Source organism: Burkholderia metallica (assembly GCF_001718555.1).
Lineage (GTDB): Bacteria > Pseudomonadota > Gammaproteobacteria > Burkholderiales > Burkholderiaceae > Burkholderia > Burkholderia metallica.
In genome coordinates this window covers 2,192,031-2,211,526 of sequence record NZ_CP013403.1, presented here as the reverse complement: position 1 = coordinate 2,211,526, position 19,496 = coordinate 2,192,031, and the positions used below count along the sequence as shown (strand labels likewise).

Genomic DNA, 19,496 nt, shown 5'->3' with positions numbered 1-19,496 from the left:
CGCGATGATCCGACGAACCCGCTCGCACCCCGATGCGCCGCCGCTGCCGACGCTGCGCTACGTCAAATGGCGCTGGCTGCATTTCCGTCGCGCATGGACCGATACGCGCGCCGACCGCATTCCGAGCTGGTCGCGCCTCTACGTGCGCACCTACCTGCATCTGCTCGGCCTCGTACTGCTGACCGCGCTCGTGCCGGCGCTCGCGCTGTGCGTCGAATTGTCGCCGCAGGTCGTATGGCATGCGTTCGACTCGCTGCCCGGCGACATCTGGATCGTGCTCGCATTCGTGTTCGCCGCGCCCGCGCTCGCCGCATACCGATGGATGCGGCCCGTGTGGTCGGATCTCGTGATGGTGCGCGAGCGCGCGATCGATTTCACGGGCGGCCGCTTCAACACGCGGGCGCGCGAATCGCACAGCGTGATCATCGGCCCGCTCGCGCGCACGCTGAATGCGCTCGCGATGCGCATGGAACGGCTGATCGCCGCGCAGCGCGATCTGACGAACGGCATCTCGCACGAGTTGCGCACGCCGCTCGCGCGCGTGCGTTTCGCGCTCGAAATGCTGCGCGAGCCGGGCTCCGCGGCCGAATACCAGGGCGCGCTCGAGAGCATCGCGCAGGACGTGACCGAGCTTGAAGAGCTGATCGACATGAGCCTCACGTATGCGCGGCTCGAATACAGCTCGCTGCAATCGAACCTCGAGATGACGGCGCCCGTCGCGTGGTTCGAGCATCAGGTCAGCGACGCGCAACTGCTGTATCCGGAGCGCGCGATCGAATCACGCATCGCGATCGCGTCTGACCTGCGCGTGAGGATGGACCGGCGGCTGATGTCGTATGCGATGCGCAACCTGCTTCGCAACGCGAGCAAGTATGCGAGATCGCGGATCGTCGTCGGGATCTCGCTCGTGCACGGCAACATCGGGATCTTCGTCGAGGACGACGGTCCCGGCGTGCCGGAGAGCGAGCGCGAGCGGATCTTCGACGCATTCGTGCGCCTCGACCGCCGCACCGGCGGCTATGGGCTCGGCCTGTCGATCACGCGGCAGGTGCTCCATGCGCACAACGGCCGGATCGCGGTCGTCGATCCGGTCGAACTCGGCGGCGCGCGCTTCGAGATCAGCTGGCCGGTGTAGCGATACGCCGCCGCGCGAGGCCCGAGTCTCGACACGCTCAGTACGTGCGACCGAGCTGCAGATAGAAGTTGCGACGGCCGCTCGGCGCGAGCGCCACGCCGATGTAGACGGGCCCGAACGCGGTCGACAGGCTCGTGAAGAACGTATAGCTCTGCTTGAGCGCGCCGCCGCCGATCTGCTGGCCGCTCGACCACACGTTGCCGACTTCCGCGCTGGCGCCCACCGACAGCGCCTTGACCGGCGACGCGTTGAACGTCATCAACTGGTTCATGTAGGTGACCTGCGCATAGGCGAGCTCGTTGCCGTTCAACTGGTCGGCCGCATACGCGGACAGATGCTGGAAGCCGCCGAGCGTGAAGTTGAACGCGTTGATCAGGTTGGTGCCGCCGATGCTCTTGCCACCTTCGATCGTCGCACTGACGCTGTGCCGGCCGAACTGCTGCGCCACCATCGCCTTGCCGTAGATCTCGGTGTAGGGCGCGTTGTTGATGCCGTCGTCGAACTCCGACGCCGATCCTCCATTGCGCGACACCAGCGAGCGTTCGACACGCAGCTCGGTGAAATAGCCCTTGCGCGGGAACAGCGGATCGTCGAGCTGGTCGATGACGAGCCGCGCGCGCGCCGTCAGCGCCTGCGACGTGAAGCTCGGCCACAGCAGCGTCTGGCCGTTGCCGTCGTCGAACGGCAGGTTGTAGGTCGGCGAGCCGTGCCCGGTCACGTAACCGAGGCCGATCCGGAAATCGCCGAGCCGCCCGATCGGCAGGCCGAAGTCGATCCCGGCGCGCGCGGTCTGCATCAGGTATTGCGTGATCTTCACGTCGCCGCTGTCGTCGTACAGGTTCGCGTAGCGGCGCTGATATTCCGCGTACGGCGACAGATAGACGCCGTACGCCGTCGACAGCGGCTGGCGGAACTCGATGCGCGCGGATTGCAGGTCGCTGCCGATCGTCGTGTCCGCGCGGAATTCGAGCCCTGAATCGGTCAGCCACGGCCGCCGGTAGCCCACATGCAGGCGGAAGCCGCCCTCGTCGGTCGAACTGCTCGACATGCCGAGCCCGAACAGCAGGAAATTCGGCCCCCAGTATTTCTCGCGCGCGTTGATTTCGAGGACGTTGTCGTCGCCGTGGCTCACGATCTGCTGCGTGACGCTTTCGAAGTTGCCGCCCGTCGTGAGCCCGAGCAAATCCTTGCTGACTGTGTCGGGATCGTAGATGTCGCCTGGTTTCACGTGCAGCGCGTTGCTGACGACCCGCGTCGGCACGCCGCCGGAGGTCTTGATCTCGATGCGCGTGATCCGGATCGGCGGCGGCAGCGGCTGCGCGTGCGCCGACCGGTAGGCCGCGTACTGTTCCGGCGTGAGCGCGAAGCGCCGCAGCCTCGGCAGTGCCGCGGTCGCGGCGGCCGCGCCGGCGGCGATCGCCTGCTTCGCGTTCTGGAAATCGGTGAACGCGAGCGAGCCGAGGTCCGGCGTGAGCAGCACGTCCTGCGCGTCGAGCTGCTTGCGCTGCGCGGTCACGTTCTGGCGGATCAGGATGCCGACCATCTGCTGCATCACGTCGGCGGGCGACGCGAGCGCGTCGAGCGGGCGCAGTTGCGAGCCGATGTCGACCGCGATCACGATGTTCGCGCCCATCTGCCGCGCGGTGTCGACGGGCAGGTTGCTGACGAGCCCGCCGTCCACGAGCGCGCGCCCGTTGATTTCGGCCGGCGCGAACAGGCCCGGCATCGCCATGCTCGCGCGGATCGCGAGCGGCAGCGAGCCGTGGTCGAGCACGACCATCTGGCCCGTCTGCAGGTCGGTCGCGACCGCGCGGTACGGGATCGGCAGGCGGTCGAACGGCTGGTTGGTCGGCACGGCGGCCGTCCAGTTCGCGAGCAGCGCCTGCAGCCGGTTGCCCTGCACGAGCCCGACCGGCGCCTTCACGCCGTTCTTGCCGAAGCCGAGCGTCAGCCCGTTGATGTACAGGCGTTCGTCTTCCCGGCTGGTTTGCGGCAGGTCCGCGCGGTCCGTCACGTCGAACGCGATGTCCGCAAGATTGACCTCCGACAGCCGCTTCTGCATCTCGTCGGCGGCGATGCCGCTCGCGTACAGGCCGCCTACCACGGCGCCCATACTGGTGCCCGCGATGCAGTCGATCGGGATGCGGTTGTCCTCCAGCACCTTCAGGACGCCGAGGTGCGCATAGCCGCGCGCGCCGCCGCCGGACAGCACGAGGCCGATCGACGGGCGGCCGGCCGGGCCGCCGTCGGCTTCGCAGATGTGGGCGGATGCGGCGGCCGTGGCAGCGGGTGCGCTGGCGGCGGCGACCGGGGCGGCCGAGGGTTCGGCGGCCGGCAGCGATTGCGCGGCGACCGTGCAGCACCACAAGGCGACGAGCGTCGTGCAAAGCGGGCGCAGCCGCGCCCAGCGGAAGAAAACGGTCGCTGTCATGGTGAACATACCTGGCGAGATCGGGCGTCTGAAGCCTGCCGGGAGCAGGCAAGACCGAGAGATTACCGTGTTTTACAGGCGCCGCGCGAGCGGCCGTTGCGTAGCTGGGCGTGCGCCGAACGGCATTTTTGACAATTCCGTCGCGAAAAAATCATCGGAATTGCCTAAAGTATCGGAACGAATTGCCGCTAAGCTCGTGATGGGGCGGCATGGACGCACCGCGGAAATGCGGCGCGGCTGCCTGTCCGTTCGAATACAAAGGCCTGATATGTCGACACCGCTGTTCGGAAAGTTGTTTGCGCAACCCGTTGCGATCGACCCTGGAACGGCGAGTACGCGGATCTATACGCACGAACGCGGCGTGGTGCTGAACCAGCCGTCGGTCGTCTGCTTCCGCAAGGGCGGCGCGACCGACGCGCGGCCGACGCTCGAGGCCGTCGGCGAGCTCGCGAAGGCGCTGCTCGGCCGCGAACCGGGGCATCTCGAAGCCGTGCGGCCGATGCGGCACGGCGTGATCGCCGACGCGCACGCGGCCGAACAGATGATCCGCAGCTTCATCGACATGTCGCGCACGCGTTCGCGCTTCGGCCGTCGGGTCGAAGTGACGTTGTGCGTACCGTCCGATGCGACGGCCGTCGAGCGCCGCGCGATCCGCGAGGCCGCGTTCGCGGCGGGTGTATCGGAGGTCGAACTGATCGAGGAAGCGCTCGCGGCCGGGCTCGGCGCGGGCCTGCCGGTGACCGAGCCGGTCGGCTCGATGGTCGTCGACATCGGCGGCGGCACGACCGAGGTCGCGGTGATCGCGCTCGGCGGTATCGTCTACCGCGAGGCGATTCGCGTCGGCGGCAACCAGTTCGACGCGGCGATCGTCAATCATGTCCGCAACCTGTATGGCGTGCTGCTCGGCGAGCAGACGGCCGAGCACGTCAAGCAGACGATCGGCTCGGCCACCAGCGCGGTGCCGCGCAGGTCGACGCGCGCGGTCGGGCGCGGTGTCGGCGACGGCCTGCCGCGCTCGATCGAGCTGTCCAACCATGACGTGGCCGACGCGCTGGCCGCGCCGCTCAAGCAGGTGATCGGCGCGGTGAAGTCGGTGCTGGAGAATGCACCGGCCGAGCTCGTGACCGACATCGCGAATCGCGGCCTGGTGCTGACGGGCGGCGGCGCGCTGCTCGCGGACCTCGAACGCCTGCTGTACGACGAGACGGGGCTCGTCGCGCGGATCGCCGACGAGCCGGCGACCTGCGCGGTACGCGGGGCCGGCGAGGCGATGGGGCGGCTCGCGATGTGCCCGGTCGACTGAGCCGGGCCGTGCCGGACCGCGCATCGCGGCGCGGTCGTTCACCTTCTTTCGATCTCCGCAGGGCGTGGCCGCGTCGCAGGGCAAGCGTGTTCGGCCGACTGTTAGAAGTGGCCGGCAGGCCGGCATCGGTCCGCCATCGATTCGTCGCGTGGACACCCGAACGCGCGCCATGCTAGCGTGACGCGCCCGTTTCGGGCCGGGCCGCCCAGCCGATACGCGCCCGACGACCTGAGAGACCGAAAATCTTGAAAAAACACATGAGACGGCGCTTTTTTGCGCGCTTCGGCCGCCTGCTGGCCATCGTCGCCTGCCTCTGGATCGCGGCGGCCGTCGCGCTCGTCGCGTACGGGATGCGGATGCCGAGCGAGCCGGCCGACGTCGCCGTGATCTTCGGCAACGCGCTCGACGAAACCGGCGCGCCGAAGCCGGTGCTGGCCGCAAGGCTCGACGTCGGCGTGCGCTGCTATCGAACGGGGCAGTGCCCGGCGTTCCTGGTCAGCGGCGCGATCGACGGCCCGGGGCTGAACGAGGCGACCGCGATGCGCGACTATCTCGTGGCGCGCGGGGTGCCGGCCGACCGGATCGCGGTGGACGACCACGGCGACAACACGCTCGCGACGGCGCAGCATACGCTCGCCTATCTGCAGGCGCACCGCGTGTCGTGCGTGGTGATCGTCAGCCAGTATTACCACCTCGCGCGGGCGCGCCTCGCGTTCGAACGCGTCGGCATCGCGCGGGCGAACATCTTCGCCGTGTATCCGCGCCGCTTCCAGTTGCGCGACGTCTATTCGAGCTGGCGCGAAGTGCCGGCCTACGCGGTCTATGCGGTGCGCTTGTGGGCGAATCCCGACGCGCGGCCGGTTTCGTTCAGGCCGATGCTTTATCTGATGAGCCTGTTTTCGTAACGGGTTCCGGCTTTTCCTTTTCTTCGCGCGGCGTGCCGATTCAGGCGGGAGGCTGCGCGCTTTGTCGTCGCTGCGCACGTTCCCCGTTCTGTCCTATCCTGTGCGAAACACGCAACGCGCCGCGCGTTGCGGTCCGACACAGGAGCATCGATGCCGAATCACGCCGAAGCCACGACGACCCAGGCGCCGCAAGTCGCGCCTGTTGCCCCGACCGCAGCGTCGGGCCCCGCCTTCATCGCGCCCGAAGCCGATCCGCAGGCACTCGCGCGCAACAACCAGTACGTGCTGAAATCCGGCGACGCCTTCGTGGTCGGCGACGCGCTCGGCGATATCGGCGGTCACGACGACGGGCTATTCGTCGACGACATGCGCGTGCTGTCGACGTGGCGCCTGACGTTCGGCGGCCGCGCGCCGTCGCTGCTGTCGGGCGCGACGAGCGCCGACAACGCGTCGTTCACCGCGCACCTGACGAACCGCCCGCTGCCGCCGCTCGGCGGCCAGGAGACGCCCGAGGGCGTGATCCACATCGAACGGACGCGCGTGCTCGCCGGCGACGTGCTTTACGAAGCGCTGACGCTGACGAACTACGGCGCGAGCGAAGCCGAGGTACCGCTGTCGCTGTCGTTCGCGGCCGATTTCAAGGACATGTTCGAGGTGCGCGGCACGCTGCGCCCGAAGCGCGGCACGGTCGGTGAGCCGCGCGTCGACGCGGGCGCGGTGCGGCTGCGCTACGACGGCCTCGACGGCGTCGAGCGCAACGTGACCGTGCATTTCTCGCCGGCGCCCGACGCGCTGTCGGTCGATCGCGCCGACTACACGCTGACGATCGCCGCGCAGGCATGCGTGTCGATCTACCTGACCGTCGATGCGACGCTCGGCCCGGTGCATGCGGAAGGGCCGGGATGCGGCCGCGTCGCGCTGCGTACCGCGCTCGTCGGCGTGCATCGCGAGATGCGCGCGCGGCGCGAATCGATGGCGCGGGTGAATACCGGCAATCCGCTGTTCGACGCATGGCTCGACCGTTCGCTCGCGGATCTGGGGCTGCTCACGACGCAGCTCGACACGGGGCCGTACCCGTATGCGGGCATTCCGTGGTTCTCGACGCCGTTCGGCCGCGACGCGGTGATCACGTCGCTGCAGATGCTGTGGCTGCAGCCGTCGCTCGCGCGCGGCGTGCTGCGTTTTCTCGCGGAGCATCAGGCGCGCGAGACCTCCGCGTTCCGCGACGCGGAGCCCGGCAAGATCATGCACGAGTTCCGCCGCAGCGAGATGGCCGCGACGGGCGAGGTGCCGTTCGCGCTGTACTACGGCGGCGTCGATACGACTCCGCTGTTCATCATGCTCGCGGGCGCGTACGTCGAGCGCACCGGCGACGATGCACTGATCGACGAGCTGTGGCCCGCGCTCGAACGCGCGACGCAATGGGTGATCGACAAGTGCGACCGCAATCCTTACGGACTGCTCGATTACCAGCGCACGTCGGAGCGCGGCCTCGCGAACCAGGGCTGGAAGGACAGCCACGATTCGGTGTTCCACGCGGACGGCCGCTTCCCCGACGGCCCGATCGCGCTCGTCGAAGTGCAGGCGTATGCGTGCGCGGCGCTCGATGCGATGGCGATGTGTTCGCACCGGCGCGGCCACGCGGCCGATGCCACGCGCTACGCGTTGCGCGCGAAGACGCTGCGCGACCAGGTCGACGCGCTGTTCTGGATGCCGGAAGGCGATTTCTACGGGATCGCGCTCGACGGTCACGGCGAACTGTGCCGCGTGTTCGCGTCGAACGCCGGCCACCTGCTCGCGTTCGGGCTGCCCGATGCGGCGCGCGGCGCGGCGGTCGCCGGTGTGCTCGGCTCGGCGCTGTTCCAGACGGGGTGGGGCATCCGCACGCTCGCGGCCGGCCAGCCGCGCTTCAATCCGATGGCGTATCACAACGGCTCGGTGTGGCCGCACGACAATGCGCTGATCGCGCGCGGGCTGGCGCACTACGGCGACAAGACGGCCGCGGTGAACCTGCTGCGCGCGCTGTTCGAGGCGGCGGTGAGCTTCGAGATGCGCCTGCCCGAGCTGTTCTGCGGGTTCCCGCGCCGGCGCGGCGAACCGCCGACCGCGTATCCGGTGGCCTGCCTGCCGCAAGCGTGGGCGGCAGGCGCGCCGTTCATGATGCTGCAGGCCTGCCTCGGTGTGAGCATCGACGCATCGCGTCACGAAGTGCGCGTCGAGCGCCCGGCGCTGCCCGAAGGCGTCGACTGGCTGCGGATCGATGCATTGCGCGTCGGCGACGAAACCGTGTCGCTCACGTTCCGCCGCGTCGACGGGCAGGTCATCGCGTCCGCGGAGCAGCCGGGCCGCGTGAAGGTGATCGCGGTGCTGTAGCACGACGCGGCGCGAACGTTGCGCGATGTCGCGCCACGTTCGCGCCGCGCGGCATAGAATCGTGACATGACCCTTGAACGATGGCGGAGGTAGACGATGACGACCGACAACCGGCCCGACGACGGCGAGCACAAGCTCGAGAATCTGGAAGCGGCGGTCGACCACCTGCACAAGTCGATCGAATCGCAGAGCATCGCGGTCGGCGCGGCGAAGGGCATCCTGTTCAGCCTGATCGAAACGCTCGGCGCGCTGATCGGCGATCCCGACCTGCCCGAGCACGCGCGCTCGGGCTACGAGGCGCTGCGCGACAAGGCGAGCGAATTGCGCGGCGGGCTCGACCGGCATTGATGCACGAATGGCGCCGGGGCAGGCCGCACGGGCCGCACCGGCGCTGCCCGATTCTGCAGACGAAGCACAAAACCCCGTGCGCTCAATGAGTTAGGTCGCCGATGCGCAGGATATCCACACGCTTGCCAACACAATCTGTGGAGAACCTTCCGGCCCGAAGCCGGGTGTGAGGCGCGTGCGTTCTAAAGTGCGTGCGCTGCCACATGGTTGACCGCGCAAGGTCCGTATCTCGAAACCCCTTTTGTATCAGCGTGTTACGCGGCGGCTCGGGAGGATATCCACAGGCTTGCCAACATATTCTGTGGACAACTCGCAATCGATTGCGTCGCGACAGTTGACGATCGGGCCGCCCGAGGCCCGCGCGCGAAGCCCCGGTGCATACGGGTTGCCCGATGTCTGCGTCGGCACGCTAATTCGTGCGCGATCAAGGGCTTAGGTCCCGGGTACCCAGGATATCCACATCCTTGCCAACACTTTCTGTGGACAAGCGGGGCCGTGTCATTCGGCCTGCGCGGTGGCGGCCGCTTCGGCCACGATCCAGTCGCGAAAGAGCGTCATCGCCGGCGTGAGCGGTTTCGACTTCAGCGACGTGAGCCAGTAGCCGCCGGCACGCACGTCGATGTCGAGCGGCCGCGCGAGCAGGCCGAGCTGCAGCTCGCGCGCGAACATGCACGCCGGTGCGAGCGCGACGCCCGCGCCCTGCATCGCGGCCTCGACCATCAGCCGCGACGAATCGAACACCGGCCCGTTGACCGCCCACGGTGCAAGCTGCGCGGCATCGAACCAGCCGAGCCATTCATCGGTGCGGTACGAGCGCAGCAGCGTTTCGTTCGCGAGATCGGCGGGGTGTGCGAGCCGCCGCGCGATGTCCGGCGTGCACAGCGCGGTGAGCGGCGCGTCGAGCAGGCGCTCGTTGCGCGTGGCCGGCCAGTTGCCTTCCCCGAAGCGGATCGCGAAGTCGAGGCCCTCGGCGGCGAGATCGACGACGTTGTTGTTGGTCCGCAGCCGCAGCTCGACGAACGGGTGCGTATCGCCGAACTGCTTCAATCGCGGCATTAGCCAGCCTATGGCAAAGGTGCCGACGACGCCGAGCGTCAGCACCTCGTGGAAGCGCCCGCCGTCGAACTGCTTGAGCACCGTCTCGATGCGGCTGAACGCGTCGCTCAGCACCGGCAGCAGCGCGCGCCCCTCGTCGGTGAGCCCGAGGCCGCGCGGCAGCCGGGTGAACAGCGTGCAGCCGAGCCGCTCCTCGAGCGAACGCACCTGCTGGCTGACCGCGGCCTGGGTCACGCTCAGCTCGAGGCCGGCGCGCGTGAAGTTCAGGTGGCGCGCCGACGATTCGAACGCGCGCAATGCATTGAGCGGAAGGTGAGGGCGGAGCTTCGTCATAAGAATTTCTTTTGTCAGCGCTCAATTATCGTTGCTTGTCAGGCAACCGTAAAGTCACGATAGTGCAGTCTCGCCGGCCGGGCGTGTTCAACACCATTTCGCCTCCATTCCACCACGAGACAACCGACATGACCTACTCATCGAAACGTCGCACCCTGTTGCTGGCGGCCGCCACGGCGCCGCTCGCGCTGACCGTCGCCGCGTGCGCGTCGCGGCCGGCCGCTTCGCCTGCCGCAACGGACGAGGCCGGCGCGGCCGCCGCTGCTGCGGCCGCGAGCGTGGCGCCCGCCGCCGCCGCGCAGATGTTCGCCGAGCTCGAACGCAGCGCGGGCGGCCGCGTCGGCGTGTGCGCGATCGACATCGCGACCGGCCGGCGTGCCGAGCACCGCGCGGACGAGCGCTTCCCGTTCTGCAGCACGTTCAAGGCGATGCTGAGCGCGGCGGTGCTCGCGCAGAGCGTCGAGCGCCCGGCGTTGCTGCAACAGCGCGTGACTTATAGCCAGGCCGATCTCGTCAACTATTCGCCGGTGTCGGAGAAGCATGTCGGCACGGGCATGACGGTCGCCGCGCTGTGCGAGGCCGCGATCCAGTACAGCGACAACTCGGCCGCGAACCTGCTGTTGAAGATGCTCGGTGGCCCGTCGGCGGTGACGGCCTACGCGCGCTCGATCGGCGACGACACGTTCCGGCTCGATCGATGGGAGACCGAACTGAATACCGCGCTGCCCGGCGACCCGCGCGACACGACGACGCCGGCCGCGATGGCCGCGAGCATGCGCGTGCTGATGGTTGGCGATGCGCTGCCGCCCGCGCAGCGTGCGCAGCTCGTCGCGTGGATGCGCGGCAACAAGGTCGGCGACAAGCGGCTGCGCGCGGGCGTGCCGGCCGGGTGGACGGTCGCCGACAAGACGGGCACCGGCGACTACGGGACGACCAACGACGCGGGTGTGGTGTGGTCGCCGTCGCGTACGCCGATCGCGCTGGCCGTGTACTACACGCAGGCACGTGCCGATGCACGCGCGAAGGACGACGTGATCGCGTCGGTCGCGCGCATCGTGGTGCAGGCATTCGGTTGACGCGGGCGGCGCGACGCGCGCTGCGACGTCCGTGACGCGATCCGCATGCGTGCGGTGCCGCAACCGTGACCCGCGCGATCAAACGTTGTGCGATCAACGACTTAGGTCGCGCATGCTCAGGATATCCACATGCTTGCCAACAAAAATTGTGGACAAGCCCGCGCGCGGGCGCGTCCGGTGGGGCGCGGGCCGCCGTGCCGCGTTTGAAGCAGCACGGACAAAGTCTTTCGTATCAAGTGCTTGGGCGCGGTATGCGCAGGCTGTCCACAAGCTTGCCAACACAATCTGTGGACAAGCCCGGCCGCCGCGCCGACGACGATCAGGGCTGCCGATCGTCGACCGTCGGCCAGCGCACGAACGCGAACACCCACAACATGATGAAGTTCAGGACCGGGACGAACATCGTCAGGATCCACCAGCCCGAATGTCCGGTGCGCCGGACGATGCGGATGTACGGATAGATGATGATGGCGACGAGCACGAGTGTGACGACCAGCTGCCACGCGGTGAAGTGTTCCATGGTCTTCCTCGGAGTGTTGTGTCGTGGTGCGGCGCCGGCGGAACTGCCGGGCCGTTGAGCCGGCGCGCGAAGCCGGCGATGCGAGGCTCGCGTGCGGCTCGCGTGATCTTGCCGCGCGGCGGGCGCGAGCGTCAAGACGACGATGATGGAACGTCGTTGCGCAGGATCGCTCGCCTGCGCGCATGCCCGGGCCGCATGGTGCCGCAACCGTGACGCCGCGCTTGAACCGTAGCCGGATCAACGGGTTAGCGCAGGCTTGCGCAGGATATCCACAAGCTTGCCAACACAATCTGTGGGTAAGTGGTGCCGCGCATGGCGGGCACGTTCGAAGCGGCTGCGGCGTGCATCGTCGTGGCGTTGTGATGCGTCGTGCGGTGACGCGGGGGATGCGATGGCCATCCTCGGGGCTTGTCTGCATCACGCGTGCCAAAGTCCTTCGGATCAAGGGCTTAGCGTCGCGGTGCGCAGGATATCCACAAGCTTGCCAACATTTTCTGTGGAGAAGTCGGGGTGCGCGAGTAATGTGCAACACCCCCGTGAACGCCACACACTGCCCCGATTCACTGGTGCGCTCACGCAGTGCAGATCCCGGCCACACTGACTTTCTGAAACAGGTGCGGGCTCGCGACGGCGGACGATCGATAGACCGACAGCCTGGCGACGAACTCGGGATGCGTGAAGGCCGCGCGAAATGCTTCGCACGATTCTCGGATCGCGCATGACAGAGCCGGGCGCATCACTGTTCCGGCTGGCGCATTTGCCGCGCACGCCTGGCAAATCCTTTCCGATCAAAGGCTTGGTGTCGTTAACGGACGGTTGTCCACAAGCTTGCCAACACAATCTGTGGACAAGCCGCGCGATGCGCGCGGGTCAGGCCGGCTGCGGAAAGCGCACGGTGACGGTCAGCCCGCGCCCGCCGCGCGTGGTGCCGAGCGCGACCGTCGCGCGATGCTGTTCGGCGATCCGCTTGACGATCGACAGCCCGAGCCCGCTGCCCGAGGACGTGACGGCCTGCGCGCCCTTGCCGCGATAGAAGCGCTCCCACACGTCGGTGCGTTCGGCTTCCGGGATGCCGGGGCCGTCGTCGGCGACTTCGAGCACGGGCGTCGTGCCGTCGAGCCGCGCGGACACGTCGACGCGCGCGCCGTCGCCCGCATAGCGGATCGCGTTGTCGACGAGATTGTTCAGCAGCACGCGCAGCGTGTCCGCGTTGCCCGAGGTCATCACGGGCGTCGACACGATCGCGCCGAGGTCGATCCGGTGCGCATCGGCGACACGCGTGCGATCCGATACCACCGAGCGGCACAGTGCGGCGAGATCGACGGGCGCCGACGTGCAGGCGGCCGCCTGCGCATCGGGTTCGAGGCGCGCAAGCGTCAGCAACTGCTCGGCGAGGTGGCCGAGGCGCGTCGTGCCCGCCTGGATCTGCGCGAGGATGCGCTCGCGTTCCTCCGCGCTCGACGCGCGCCGCAGCAACTGCGACTGGATCGACAGCCCCATGATCGGCGTGCGCAACTCGTGCGCGGCATCGGCGATGAAGTGGCGCTGCAGCGTGAACGAGCGGTCGAGGCGCGCGAGCAGGTCGTTGATCGCCTCGGCGAGCGGACGGACTTCGTTCGGCATCGAACCGACGTCGACCGGTTCCAGATTGTTCGCATTCCTGCGTTTGAGGCCGGATGCGATCGAGCGTAGCGGCCGCAACCCCGCGCCGATGCCGAACCACAGGCCGATCGCGAGCAGCGGCAGCATCGAGAACACCGGCCACAGCAGGTGCACGGCGATGCCTGCGATCGCTTCCCAGCGGGCATGGCGAGCCTGGGCGAGCCGGATCGTCGTACCGCCGCGCTCGGTCATATAGGTGCGCCACGGCTGGCCGCCGACGTCGACAGTCGCGATGCCTTTCTGCGCGGGCGGCGGGAGGGCCGAATCGCGGTCGGTCGAATACACGAGCGTGCCGTTGCGCCAGACCTGCAACAGCACCGCGTCGGGGTCGCCCGCCTCGAAGCCGTGCTTGCCGTTGGCGTGGTTGCTGAACGACAGCTCGCCGTTCGGGCCGACGACGATCTGTTTCGACATGCTGCGCATCTGGTCGTCGAGCAGGTCGTCGAGCTCGCGCAGCGCGCCCCAGTAGGTGCCCGCGCTCGCGACGAGGCCGATCACGCACGCGGCCGGCAGCAGCCACGTCAGCAGGCGCCGCCGCAGCGACGCATTGCGCCAGCGCGCGAGCGCGCGTTGCATGCGCGTCATGCGCCGTCACCGATCCGGTAGCCGACGCCGCGCACCGTGCGGATCATGTCGTGGCCGAGCTTCTTGCGCAGGTTGTGGATGTGCACCTGCACCGCGTTGCTCTCGATTTCCTCGCCCCAACTGTACAGCCGCTCCTCGAACTGCTCGCGCGAAATCACCGCGCCCGGGTCGCGCATCAGCTCGTGCAGCAGCACGAATTCCTTCGGCGACAGCGGCACTTCGTCGTCGTCGAGCCACACCAGATGCTTGACGGGGTCGAGCCGCAGCGGGCCGATCGCGAGCGTCGTCTGCGCGCGGCCCGCATGGCGGCGGTTGACCGCGCGGATGCGCGCGAGCAGCTCGTCGAGTTCGAACGGCTTGACGAGATAGTCGTCGGCGCCGCTGTCGAGGCCCGCGATGCGGTCGGGCACGCCGTCGCGCGCGGTGATGATGATCGCGGGGAGGGTTTCGTCGCGGCGGCGCAGCGCGGCGAGCACCGACAGGCCGTCGCGGTTCGGCAGCCCGAGATCGAGCAGCAGCAGGCCGTAGCCGGTCGCGCGCAACGCGAGCGAGGCGGCGTCGCCGTCCTTCACCCAGTCGACCGCGAAGCCTTCCTGTTTGAGCCCCTGTTCGAGCCCGCTGCCGATCAGCGGATCGTCCTCGACGAGCAATACGCGCATGGATTCGTGCCTTTTCAACAGGGCGCCGCGGCGCCCGGGGTTCCCATGATAAGCGCCGCCGTATTAGGCGAAGCTTAAATACGGACCGTGCGAAGGCCGCCTTCGTACACGTCTTATGCGACACCGTGTCGCCTCGGTACGACCTTCAGGTTTGCTTAATCTTACGGTCCGTAATCTTGGGCCGTCGCGTTCAACGGGGCGCGGCGTCACATCGAAGAAGAGGACCGACATCATGAAACACCTGGCCAGAATCCTGGCGGTCGCGCTCGCCACGCTGCCGGCCGCCGTCTACGCGCAATACACGGGGCCGACCGCGCTGACCACGACCACCGTGAAGTCACTGCTCGCGAACGGCAAGGACGACCAGCATGTGCAGTTGCAGGGCCGCATCGTCAAGCATATCGGCGGCGAGGATTACGAGTTCGCCGATGCGACCGGTACGATTCGCGTCGAGATCGACGACAAGCTGTGGCTGGCCGGCCAGCCCGTCAGCGACAAGAACGAGGTGAGGGTGACCGGCGAATTCGAGCGCAAATGGTCGGGCAGCGCGAAGGTCGACGCCGATCACGTCGAAGTGCTGCGCTGACCGGTGCGTGCGGGGCCGGTGATACCATGGACGACCGGTTCCCGTTCTCACCAAGATGGCCGCCAATTTCGACGAACTCGCGTCCCGGATCCGGGCGCAATTTTCCGAGCTGAGCCCGCAATTCCAGGCGGGCGCCGCCTTCCTGCTCGATCATCCCGACGAAGTCGCCACGTCGTCGATGCGCAAGGTCGCCCAGCGCGCGCAGGTACAGCCCGCGTCGCTCGTGCGGCTCGCGCAGCAATTCGGCTTCCCCGGCTGGAACGAGCTGCGCGACCTGTGCGTCGCGCGCGTGCGCACGCGCCCCGAGCCGCTCACGCAGCGCGCGCGCTCGCTCGTGCGGCCCGACGCGAAGGCGTCGCTCGCGCACGACCTGCTCGCCGCGCAACAGCACAATCTGTCGGCCACCGCCGCGCAGAACGAGCACGCGCTCGCCGATGCCGCGAAACTGATCCGCAAGGCGTCGCACGTACATGTCGCGGGGTTTCGCTCGTGCTATCCGGTCGCATTCGGTTTCGTGTACGGCTACCGGCTGTTTCGTCCGAGCGTGTCGCTGCTCAACGGCGTCGCCGGTTCGCTCGAAATGGAGCTGCGCACGATCGCGAAGCAGAGCGTGACCGTCGTCGTCAGCTTCGCGCCGTATTCGGCGGAAGCGACGCGCGTCGCGCAGGCCGCGAAGGCGCAGGGCAGCCGGATCGTCGCGATCACCGACAGCGCGGTGTCGCCGATCGCGCTGCACGCGGATGCGCAACTGATCTTCACGCACGACAGCCCGTCGTTCTTCCCGTCGCTGGTGGCCGCGCACGCGATGGCCGAAGCGCTGGTCGCGCAGTTGCTGGCGCTCGAAGGCAGCGATGCGATCGCCGCGCTCGAACGCACCGAAGCGGAACTGCACGCGAAGGGCGCCTACGTCGTTTGACGCGGGACGTGCGGCTGCCACGCCGCTTCATTTACGCCTTCCCATTCACAAGACTCGACCGATGACGTTCACATACGAGGTGACCGACGCGGGCGACGCGAACGTGCGCAAGCAGATCGTCGCGCCGCTCGTCCGGTTCAACGAAAGCCGGGCCGGCCCGAACGACGCGCGTGCGCTGGCTGTGATCGTGACCGACGAAGAAGGTGCGGTGGTCGGTGGCCTGTGGGGCAGCACCGCGTACGGCTGGCTGCATGTCGACCTGCTCGTGGTGCCCGAGGCCGCGCGCGGCCAGGGCGCGGGCACGCGCATCATGGATCTGGCCGAAGCGGAAGGCGTCGCACGCGGATGCCACAGCGCGTGGCTCGACACGTTCGACTTCCAGGCGCGGCCGTTCTACGAGAAGCGCGGCTATGTCCGCTTTGGCGAACTGCCGGATTATCCGGTCGGCCACACGCGCATTTTCCTGACGAAGAAGCTCGCGGGCTGAGCGGTTGACGCGGGCGCCGGCCGTCGCCTAGGATACCGGTCAGCGATGCAGGTCGCTTCCGGGTCCGCGGAAAGGGTTGAACCCACCTGTTGCAGCAAATTCAGCTTTCCCCCTGTCCTTTGTGCTGGCGGTATTGCGGACCTTCGGCCATGACTGCACGAGGATTCGCATGAAAAAACTGCCTCCCGGGGCCCATCCCGATCATCTGAAAAAGCAGGCCAAGACATTGTTGCGCCTGTACCGTCAGGGCGACGCCGATGCCGTCGCGCGCTTCATCCGGTTTCTTCCCGCCGCCGCGAACCGCACGCACGACGAAACGCTCGCGCTCGGGCTTCGGCTGCACGACGCGCAATCCTGCATTGCGCGCGAGTACGGTTTCGCGTCGTGGGCCGATCTCGGCGCATTCGTCGACTCGCATGCGCTCGGCGGGCAACCGCGCCCGCAACTGATCCGGCGCTGGCTCGACCTCGCGTACGGCGGCGACGTGACCGGCGGCGTCGCCACGGCCCGGCCGCGCGTCGCCGCGCAACTGCTGCTCGACCATCCCGATCTCGTCGCGCACGATTCGACCGTCGCTTGCGCGGCCGGCGACCTCGACGCCGTGAAGGCGGCGCTGGCCGCCGATCCCGGCTGGATCGCGCGCGCCGGCGGCGCGTTGAAGCTGCCGCCGCTGGTCGCCGTCACGCATTCGCAGCTCGGACAGATTCCCGAGTTCGCGGTCAGGCTGCGCGCTTGCGCGCGCCATCTGCTCGATGCCGGCGCCGATCCGAACCAGCGGATCGGCAACCGCTTTCCTCCCGCATCGCTCGACGCGCCCGACGAAGCCGGGCCGCTGTCGGCGCTGTACGGCGCGGCGGGCGTCAATCGCGATCCGGTTCTCACCGCGATGCTGCTGGACGCCGGCGCCGACCCGAACGACGGCGAATCGCTGTATCACTCGGTGGAAAATCCGGCCTGTACGCGGCTGCTGCTCGAACACGGCGCGCGGGTGAGCGGCACCAATGCGCTGCGTCGCGCATTCGACATGCGCGATGCGGATGCGCTCGAACTGCTGCTCGCGCACGGCGGCGACCCGAACGAGCCGCCCGGCGAGGGGCTGGCGCAGACCTGGGGCGCACCGCTGCTGCGGGCGATCGGCGTGCGCTGCTCGGCGCGCCACGTCGCCGCGCTGCTGGCCGCCGGCGCCGATCCCCATGCGCGGACCCCAACCGGCGTCAGTGCGTACCGGCTCGCGATGCAGACCGGATTGTCGGACGTCGCGGCGCTGTTGCGCGCGGCCGGCGCGGAAGAGCCGCTCGACGCGGCGGACGCGTTCGTGGCGGCGTGCGCGCGCGCCGACGCCGACGACGCACGGCGCATCCAGGCGCGGCATCCCGAACTGCCCGGTGCGCTGCCCGACGAGCGGCTGCGGCTGCTGCCGGACGCCGCCGCATGGGGGGCGGCCGACGCGGTGAAGGTCATGGTCGAACTGGGTTGGCCGATCGCGGCGCGCGGCGGCGACTGGGACGCGAGCGCACTGAATCACGCGGTGTTCCGCGGCGATGCGGATTTGCTGACGTTCCTGCTCGCGCATGGCGCGAGCTGGCGCGAAACGCACGGGTTCGGGAGCGATGCGCTCGGCACACTGGCGTGGGCGTCCGTCAACGAGCCGGAGCATGTCGGCCCGGCCGACTGGGAGGCGTGCGCGCGGGTGCTGCTCGCGCATGGTGTGCCGCTCGCCGCACGGCACCCGTCGAATCCGGACGGCGTGCTGATCGACGGGCGCGCGCTGTATTTCTCCGAAGCCGTGACCGATATATTGCTCGGGATCGACGGCGGGGGGCCGGCGTCGAACTGAACGACCGTGGGCCGGCAACGGCTGCAAGGGCGCGAGGGCGGCGGCGTGTTGCGTGCCGCCCCGCTCGCGGCCGTGTTGCAGGGTACCCGGCACTGGCCGCAAGCGAGCACCCGGCGCACCGGTTTTTTCCTGTCGCGCGACGACATTTCGATGCATGCTGAAACGTCGGATGCAGGACAGGCGTACGCTCGGTCATCCCCTTCCTTCCGGAGTCCGCGATGCCCCGTTCCGATCTGCAAGCCCGCCAGGCCGAAGCCTTCCGCGCACTGCATGCGCGCCCCGGCGCGTTCATCATCCCGAACCCGTGGGACGCCGGCACTGCGCGCCTGCTCGCGATGGCCGGCTTCGAGGCGCTCGCGACCACGAGCGCCGGCTACGCGTTTTCGAAAGGCCGGCCCGACAATGCGATCGACCGCGACGCGATGCTCGATCACATCGCCGAGATCGTCGCCGCGGGCGGCCTGCCTGTCAGCGCCGATCTCGAGAACGGCTTCGGCGACGCACCCGACACGGTGGCCGAAACGATCCGGCTCGCGGCCGAGGCGGGCGCAGTCGGCGGCTCGATCGAGGATGCGACGGGGCGTGTCGACACGCCGATCTACGCGCGCGACGCGGCGATCGAGCGCATCGCGGCGGCCGTCGACGCGGCGCGTGCGCTGCCGTTTCCGTTCACGCTGACCGCGCGCTGCGAAAACTACCTGCACGGCCGCCCCGACCTCGCCGACACGATCGCGCGGCTCGTCGCCTATCGCGACGCGGGCGCCGACGTGCTGTACGCGCCCGGTATCACCGATGCGGACGACATCGCGGCGGTGACGCAGGCGGTCGGGGCGCCCGTGAACGTCGTAATGGGGCTGCAGGGCGGGTTGCTGAGCCTCGACGCGCTGGCGGCGCTCGGCGTGAAGCGCGTGAGCGTCGGCGGTGCGCTGGCGCGGGCCGCGCTCGGCGCGTTCCTGCGCGCCGCGAAGGAGATGGTGCAGGACGGCACGTTTACGTTCGCGCAAGCGGGCGTGCCGGGGCGCGACATCAATCGCTGGTTTGCGTCGCCCGATAATTCGCCGGTTTTGTTCGGCGAATGAGCGTCGATAAATCGTGGGATCGTTTCCAGTCGAAACGTGGATTGACGATAATCAACCGATTTCACGTCAGGATTAAACGCCGGTGACGGCGCAAAATCCATCGTCTATTCTCCGCATTCGGCCCGCACGACCCGGTCCGGCGCGCAAGCCAAGCCGGACCGGGCGATCGGGCATTCGCCGTGCGTGTCGATGGCGCGCATTGTTG

The 19,496-nt window shown here is 68.6% G+C and carries 16 protein-coding genes and 1 pseudogene; 11 read left to right on the top strand and 6 right to left on the bottom strand.

Features of this window, described 5'->3' with window-relative positions; genetic code table 11:
* Positions 1 to 4 precede the first annotated feature (4 nt).
* On the top strand, positions 5 to 1,135 hold the full coding sequence (locus WJ16_RS29355) for an ATP-binding protein (protein ID WP_069260486.1): 1,131 nt from the start codon (positions 5 to 7) through the stop codon (positions 1,133 to 1,135).
* Between the two features lie 37 nt (positions 1,136 to 1,172).
* On the opposite strand, the gene WJ16_RS29350 is transcribed toward WJ16_RS29355, so the two are convergent.
* Entirely contained in the window at positions 1,173 to 3,566 is a 2,394-nt protein-coding gene (locus WJ16_RS29350) for a patatin-like phospholipase family protein (protein WP_069261210.1), read from the bottom strand.
* A 268-nt stretch (positions 3,567 to 3,834) separates the two neighbouring features.
* On the opposite strand from WJ16_RS29350, the gene mreB reads away from it, so the two are divergent.
* From mreB to WJ16_RS29330, 4 genes are all read left to right on the top strand, one after another.
* Positions 3,835 to 4,869, top strand: a complete 1,035-nt coding sequence (gene mreB, locus WJ16_RS29345; protein WP_069260485.1) for a rod shape-determining protein — start codon at positions 3,835 to 3,837, stop codon at positions 4,867 to 4,869.
* A 257-nt stretch (positions 4,870 to 5,126) separates the two neighbouring features.
* Positions 5,127 to 5,774 (top strand): YdcF family protein, encoded by a 648-nt coding sequence (locus WJ16_RS29340; protein ID WP_157126879.1) that lies wholly within the window; start codon positions 5,127 to 5,129, stop codon positions 5,772 to 5,774.
* 150 nt (positions 5,775 to 5,924) lie between these two features.
* Positions 5,925 to 8,147, top strand: coding sequence for an amylo-alpha-1,6-glucosidase (locus tag WJ16_RS29335; RefSeq protein WP_069260483.1), 2,223 nt, complete (start codon positions 5,925 to 5,927; stop codon positions 8,145 to 8,147).
* A 96-nt stretch (positions 8,148 to 8,243) separates the two neighbouring features.
* Entirely contained in the window at positions 8,244 to 8,495 is a 252-nt protein-coding gene (locus tag WJ16_RS29330; protein ID WP_006482135.1) for a hypothetical protein, read from the top strand.
* A 498-nt stretch (positions 8,496 to 8,993) separates the two neighbouring features.
* Here WJ16_RS29330 and penR read toward each other — a convergent pair whose 3' ends face one another.
* The gene (penR, locus tag WJ16_RS29325) at positions 8,994 to 9,884 is read right to left on the bottom strand and encodes a beta-lactamase transcriptional regulator PenR (protein WP_069260482.1); all 891 of its coding nucleotides are present in this window, start codon (positions 9,882 to 9,884) and stop codon (positions 8,994 to 8,996) included.
* 128 nt (positions 9,885 to 10,012) lie between these two features.
* Between penR and blaPEN-bcc the strand changes: the two genes are divergently transcribed.
* Positions 10,013 to 10,960, top strand: a complete 948-nt coding sequence (blaPEN-bcc, locus tag WJ16_RS29320; protein WP_069260481.1) for a PEN family class A beta-lactamase, Bcc-type — start codon at positions 10,013 to 10,015, stop codon at positions 10,958 to 10,960.
* A gap of 319 nt (positions 10,961 to 11,279) precedes the next feature.
* Here blaPEN-bcc and WJ16_RS29315 read toward each other — a convergent pair whose 3' ends face one another.
* The 4 genes and pseudogenes from WJ16_RS29315 to WJ16_RS29305 form a co-directional block, all read right to left on the bottom strand.
* Positions 11,280 to 11,480, bottom strand: a complete 201-nt coding sequence (locus tag WJ16_RS29315) for a DUF805 domain-containing protein (RefSeq protein WP_069260480.1) — start codon at positions 11,478 to 11,480, stop codon at positions 11,280 to 11,282.
* Between the two features lie 572 nt (positions 11,481 to 12,052).
* Positions 12,053 to 12,205 (bottom strand): annotated as a pseudogene (locus tag WJ16_RS35705) (antibiotic biosynthesis monooxygenase); the annotation flags it as partial.
* Between the two features lie 145 nt (positions 12,206 to 12,350).
* A complete protein-coding gene (locus WJ16_RS29310) occupies positions 12,351 to 13,727 on the bottom strand; it encodes an ATP-binding protein (protein ID WP_069260479.1) in 1,377 nt (458 codons plus the stop codon).
* On the bottom strand, positions 13,724 to 14,386 hold the full coding sequence (locus tag WJ16_RS29305; RefSeq protein ID WP_069260478.1) for a response regulator: 663 nt from the start codon (positions 14,384 to 14,386) through the stop codon (positions 13,724 to 13,726). Before WJ16_RS29305 ends, WJ16_RS29310 begins: the two co-directional genes overlap by 4 nt.
* A 232-nt stretch (positions 14,387 to 14,618) precedes the next feature.
* Here WJ16_RS29305 and WJ16_RS29300 point away from each other — a divergent pair, with 232 nt between their 5' ends.
* From WJ16_RS29300 to WJ16_RS29280, 5 genes are all read left to right on the top strand, one after another.
* On the top strand, positions 14,619 to 14,972 hold the full coding sequence (locus tag WJ16_RS29300; protein WP_069260477.1) for a NirD/YgiW/YdeI family stress tolerance protein: 354 nt from the start codon (positions 14,619 to 14,621) through the stop codon (positions 14,970 to 14,972).
* Between the two features lie 55 nt (positions 14,973 to 15,027).
* Positions 15,028 to 15,888 (top strand): MurR/RpiR family transcriptional regulator, encoded by an 861-nt coding sequence (locus tag WJ16_RS29295; protein ID WP_069260476.1) that lies wholly within the window; start codon positions 15,028 to 15,030, stop codon positions 15,886 to 15,888.
* Between the two features lie 61 nt (positions 15,889 to 15,949).
* Positions 15,950 to 16,375 carry a GNAT family N-acetyltransferase gene (locus WJ16_RS29290; RefSeq protein WP_069260475.1) on the top strand — a complete coding sequence of 142 codons (426 nt, stop codon included), beginning with the start codon at positions 15,950 to 15,952 and terminating at the stop codon, positions 16,373 to 16,375.
* A gap of 169 nt (positions 16,376 to 16,544) precedes the next feature.
* Positions 16,545 to 18,212, top strand: coding sequence for an ankyrin repeat domain-containing protein (locus WJ16_RS29285; RefSeq protein ID WP_069260474.1), 1,668 nt, complete (start codon positions 16,545 to 16,547; stop codon positions 18,210 to 18,212).
* A gap of 218 nt (positions 18,213 to 18,430) precedes the next feature.
* A complete protein-coding gene (locus tag WJ16_RS29280; protein WP_069260473.1) occupies positions 18,431 to 19,291 on the top strand; it encodes an isocitrate lyase/PEP mutase family protein in 861 nt (286 codons plus the stop codon).
* Positions 19,292 to 19,496 lie beyond the last annotated feature (205 nt).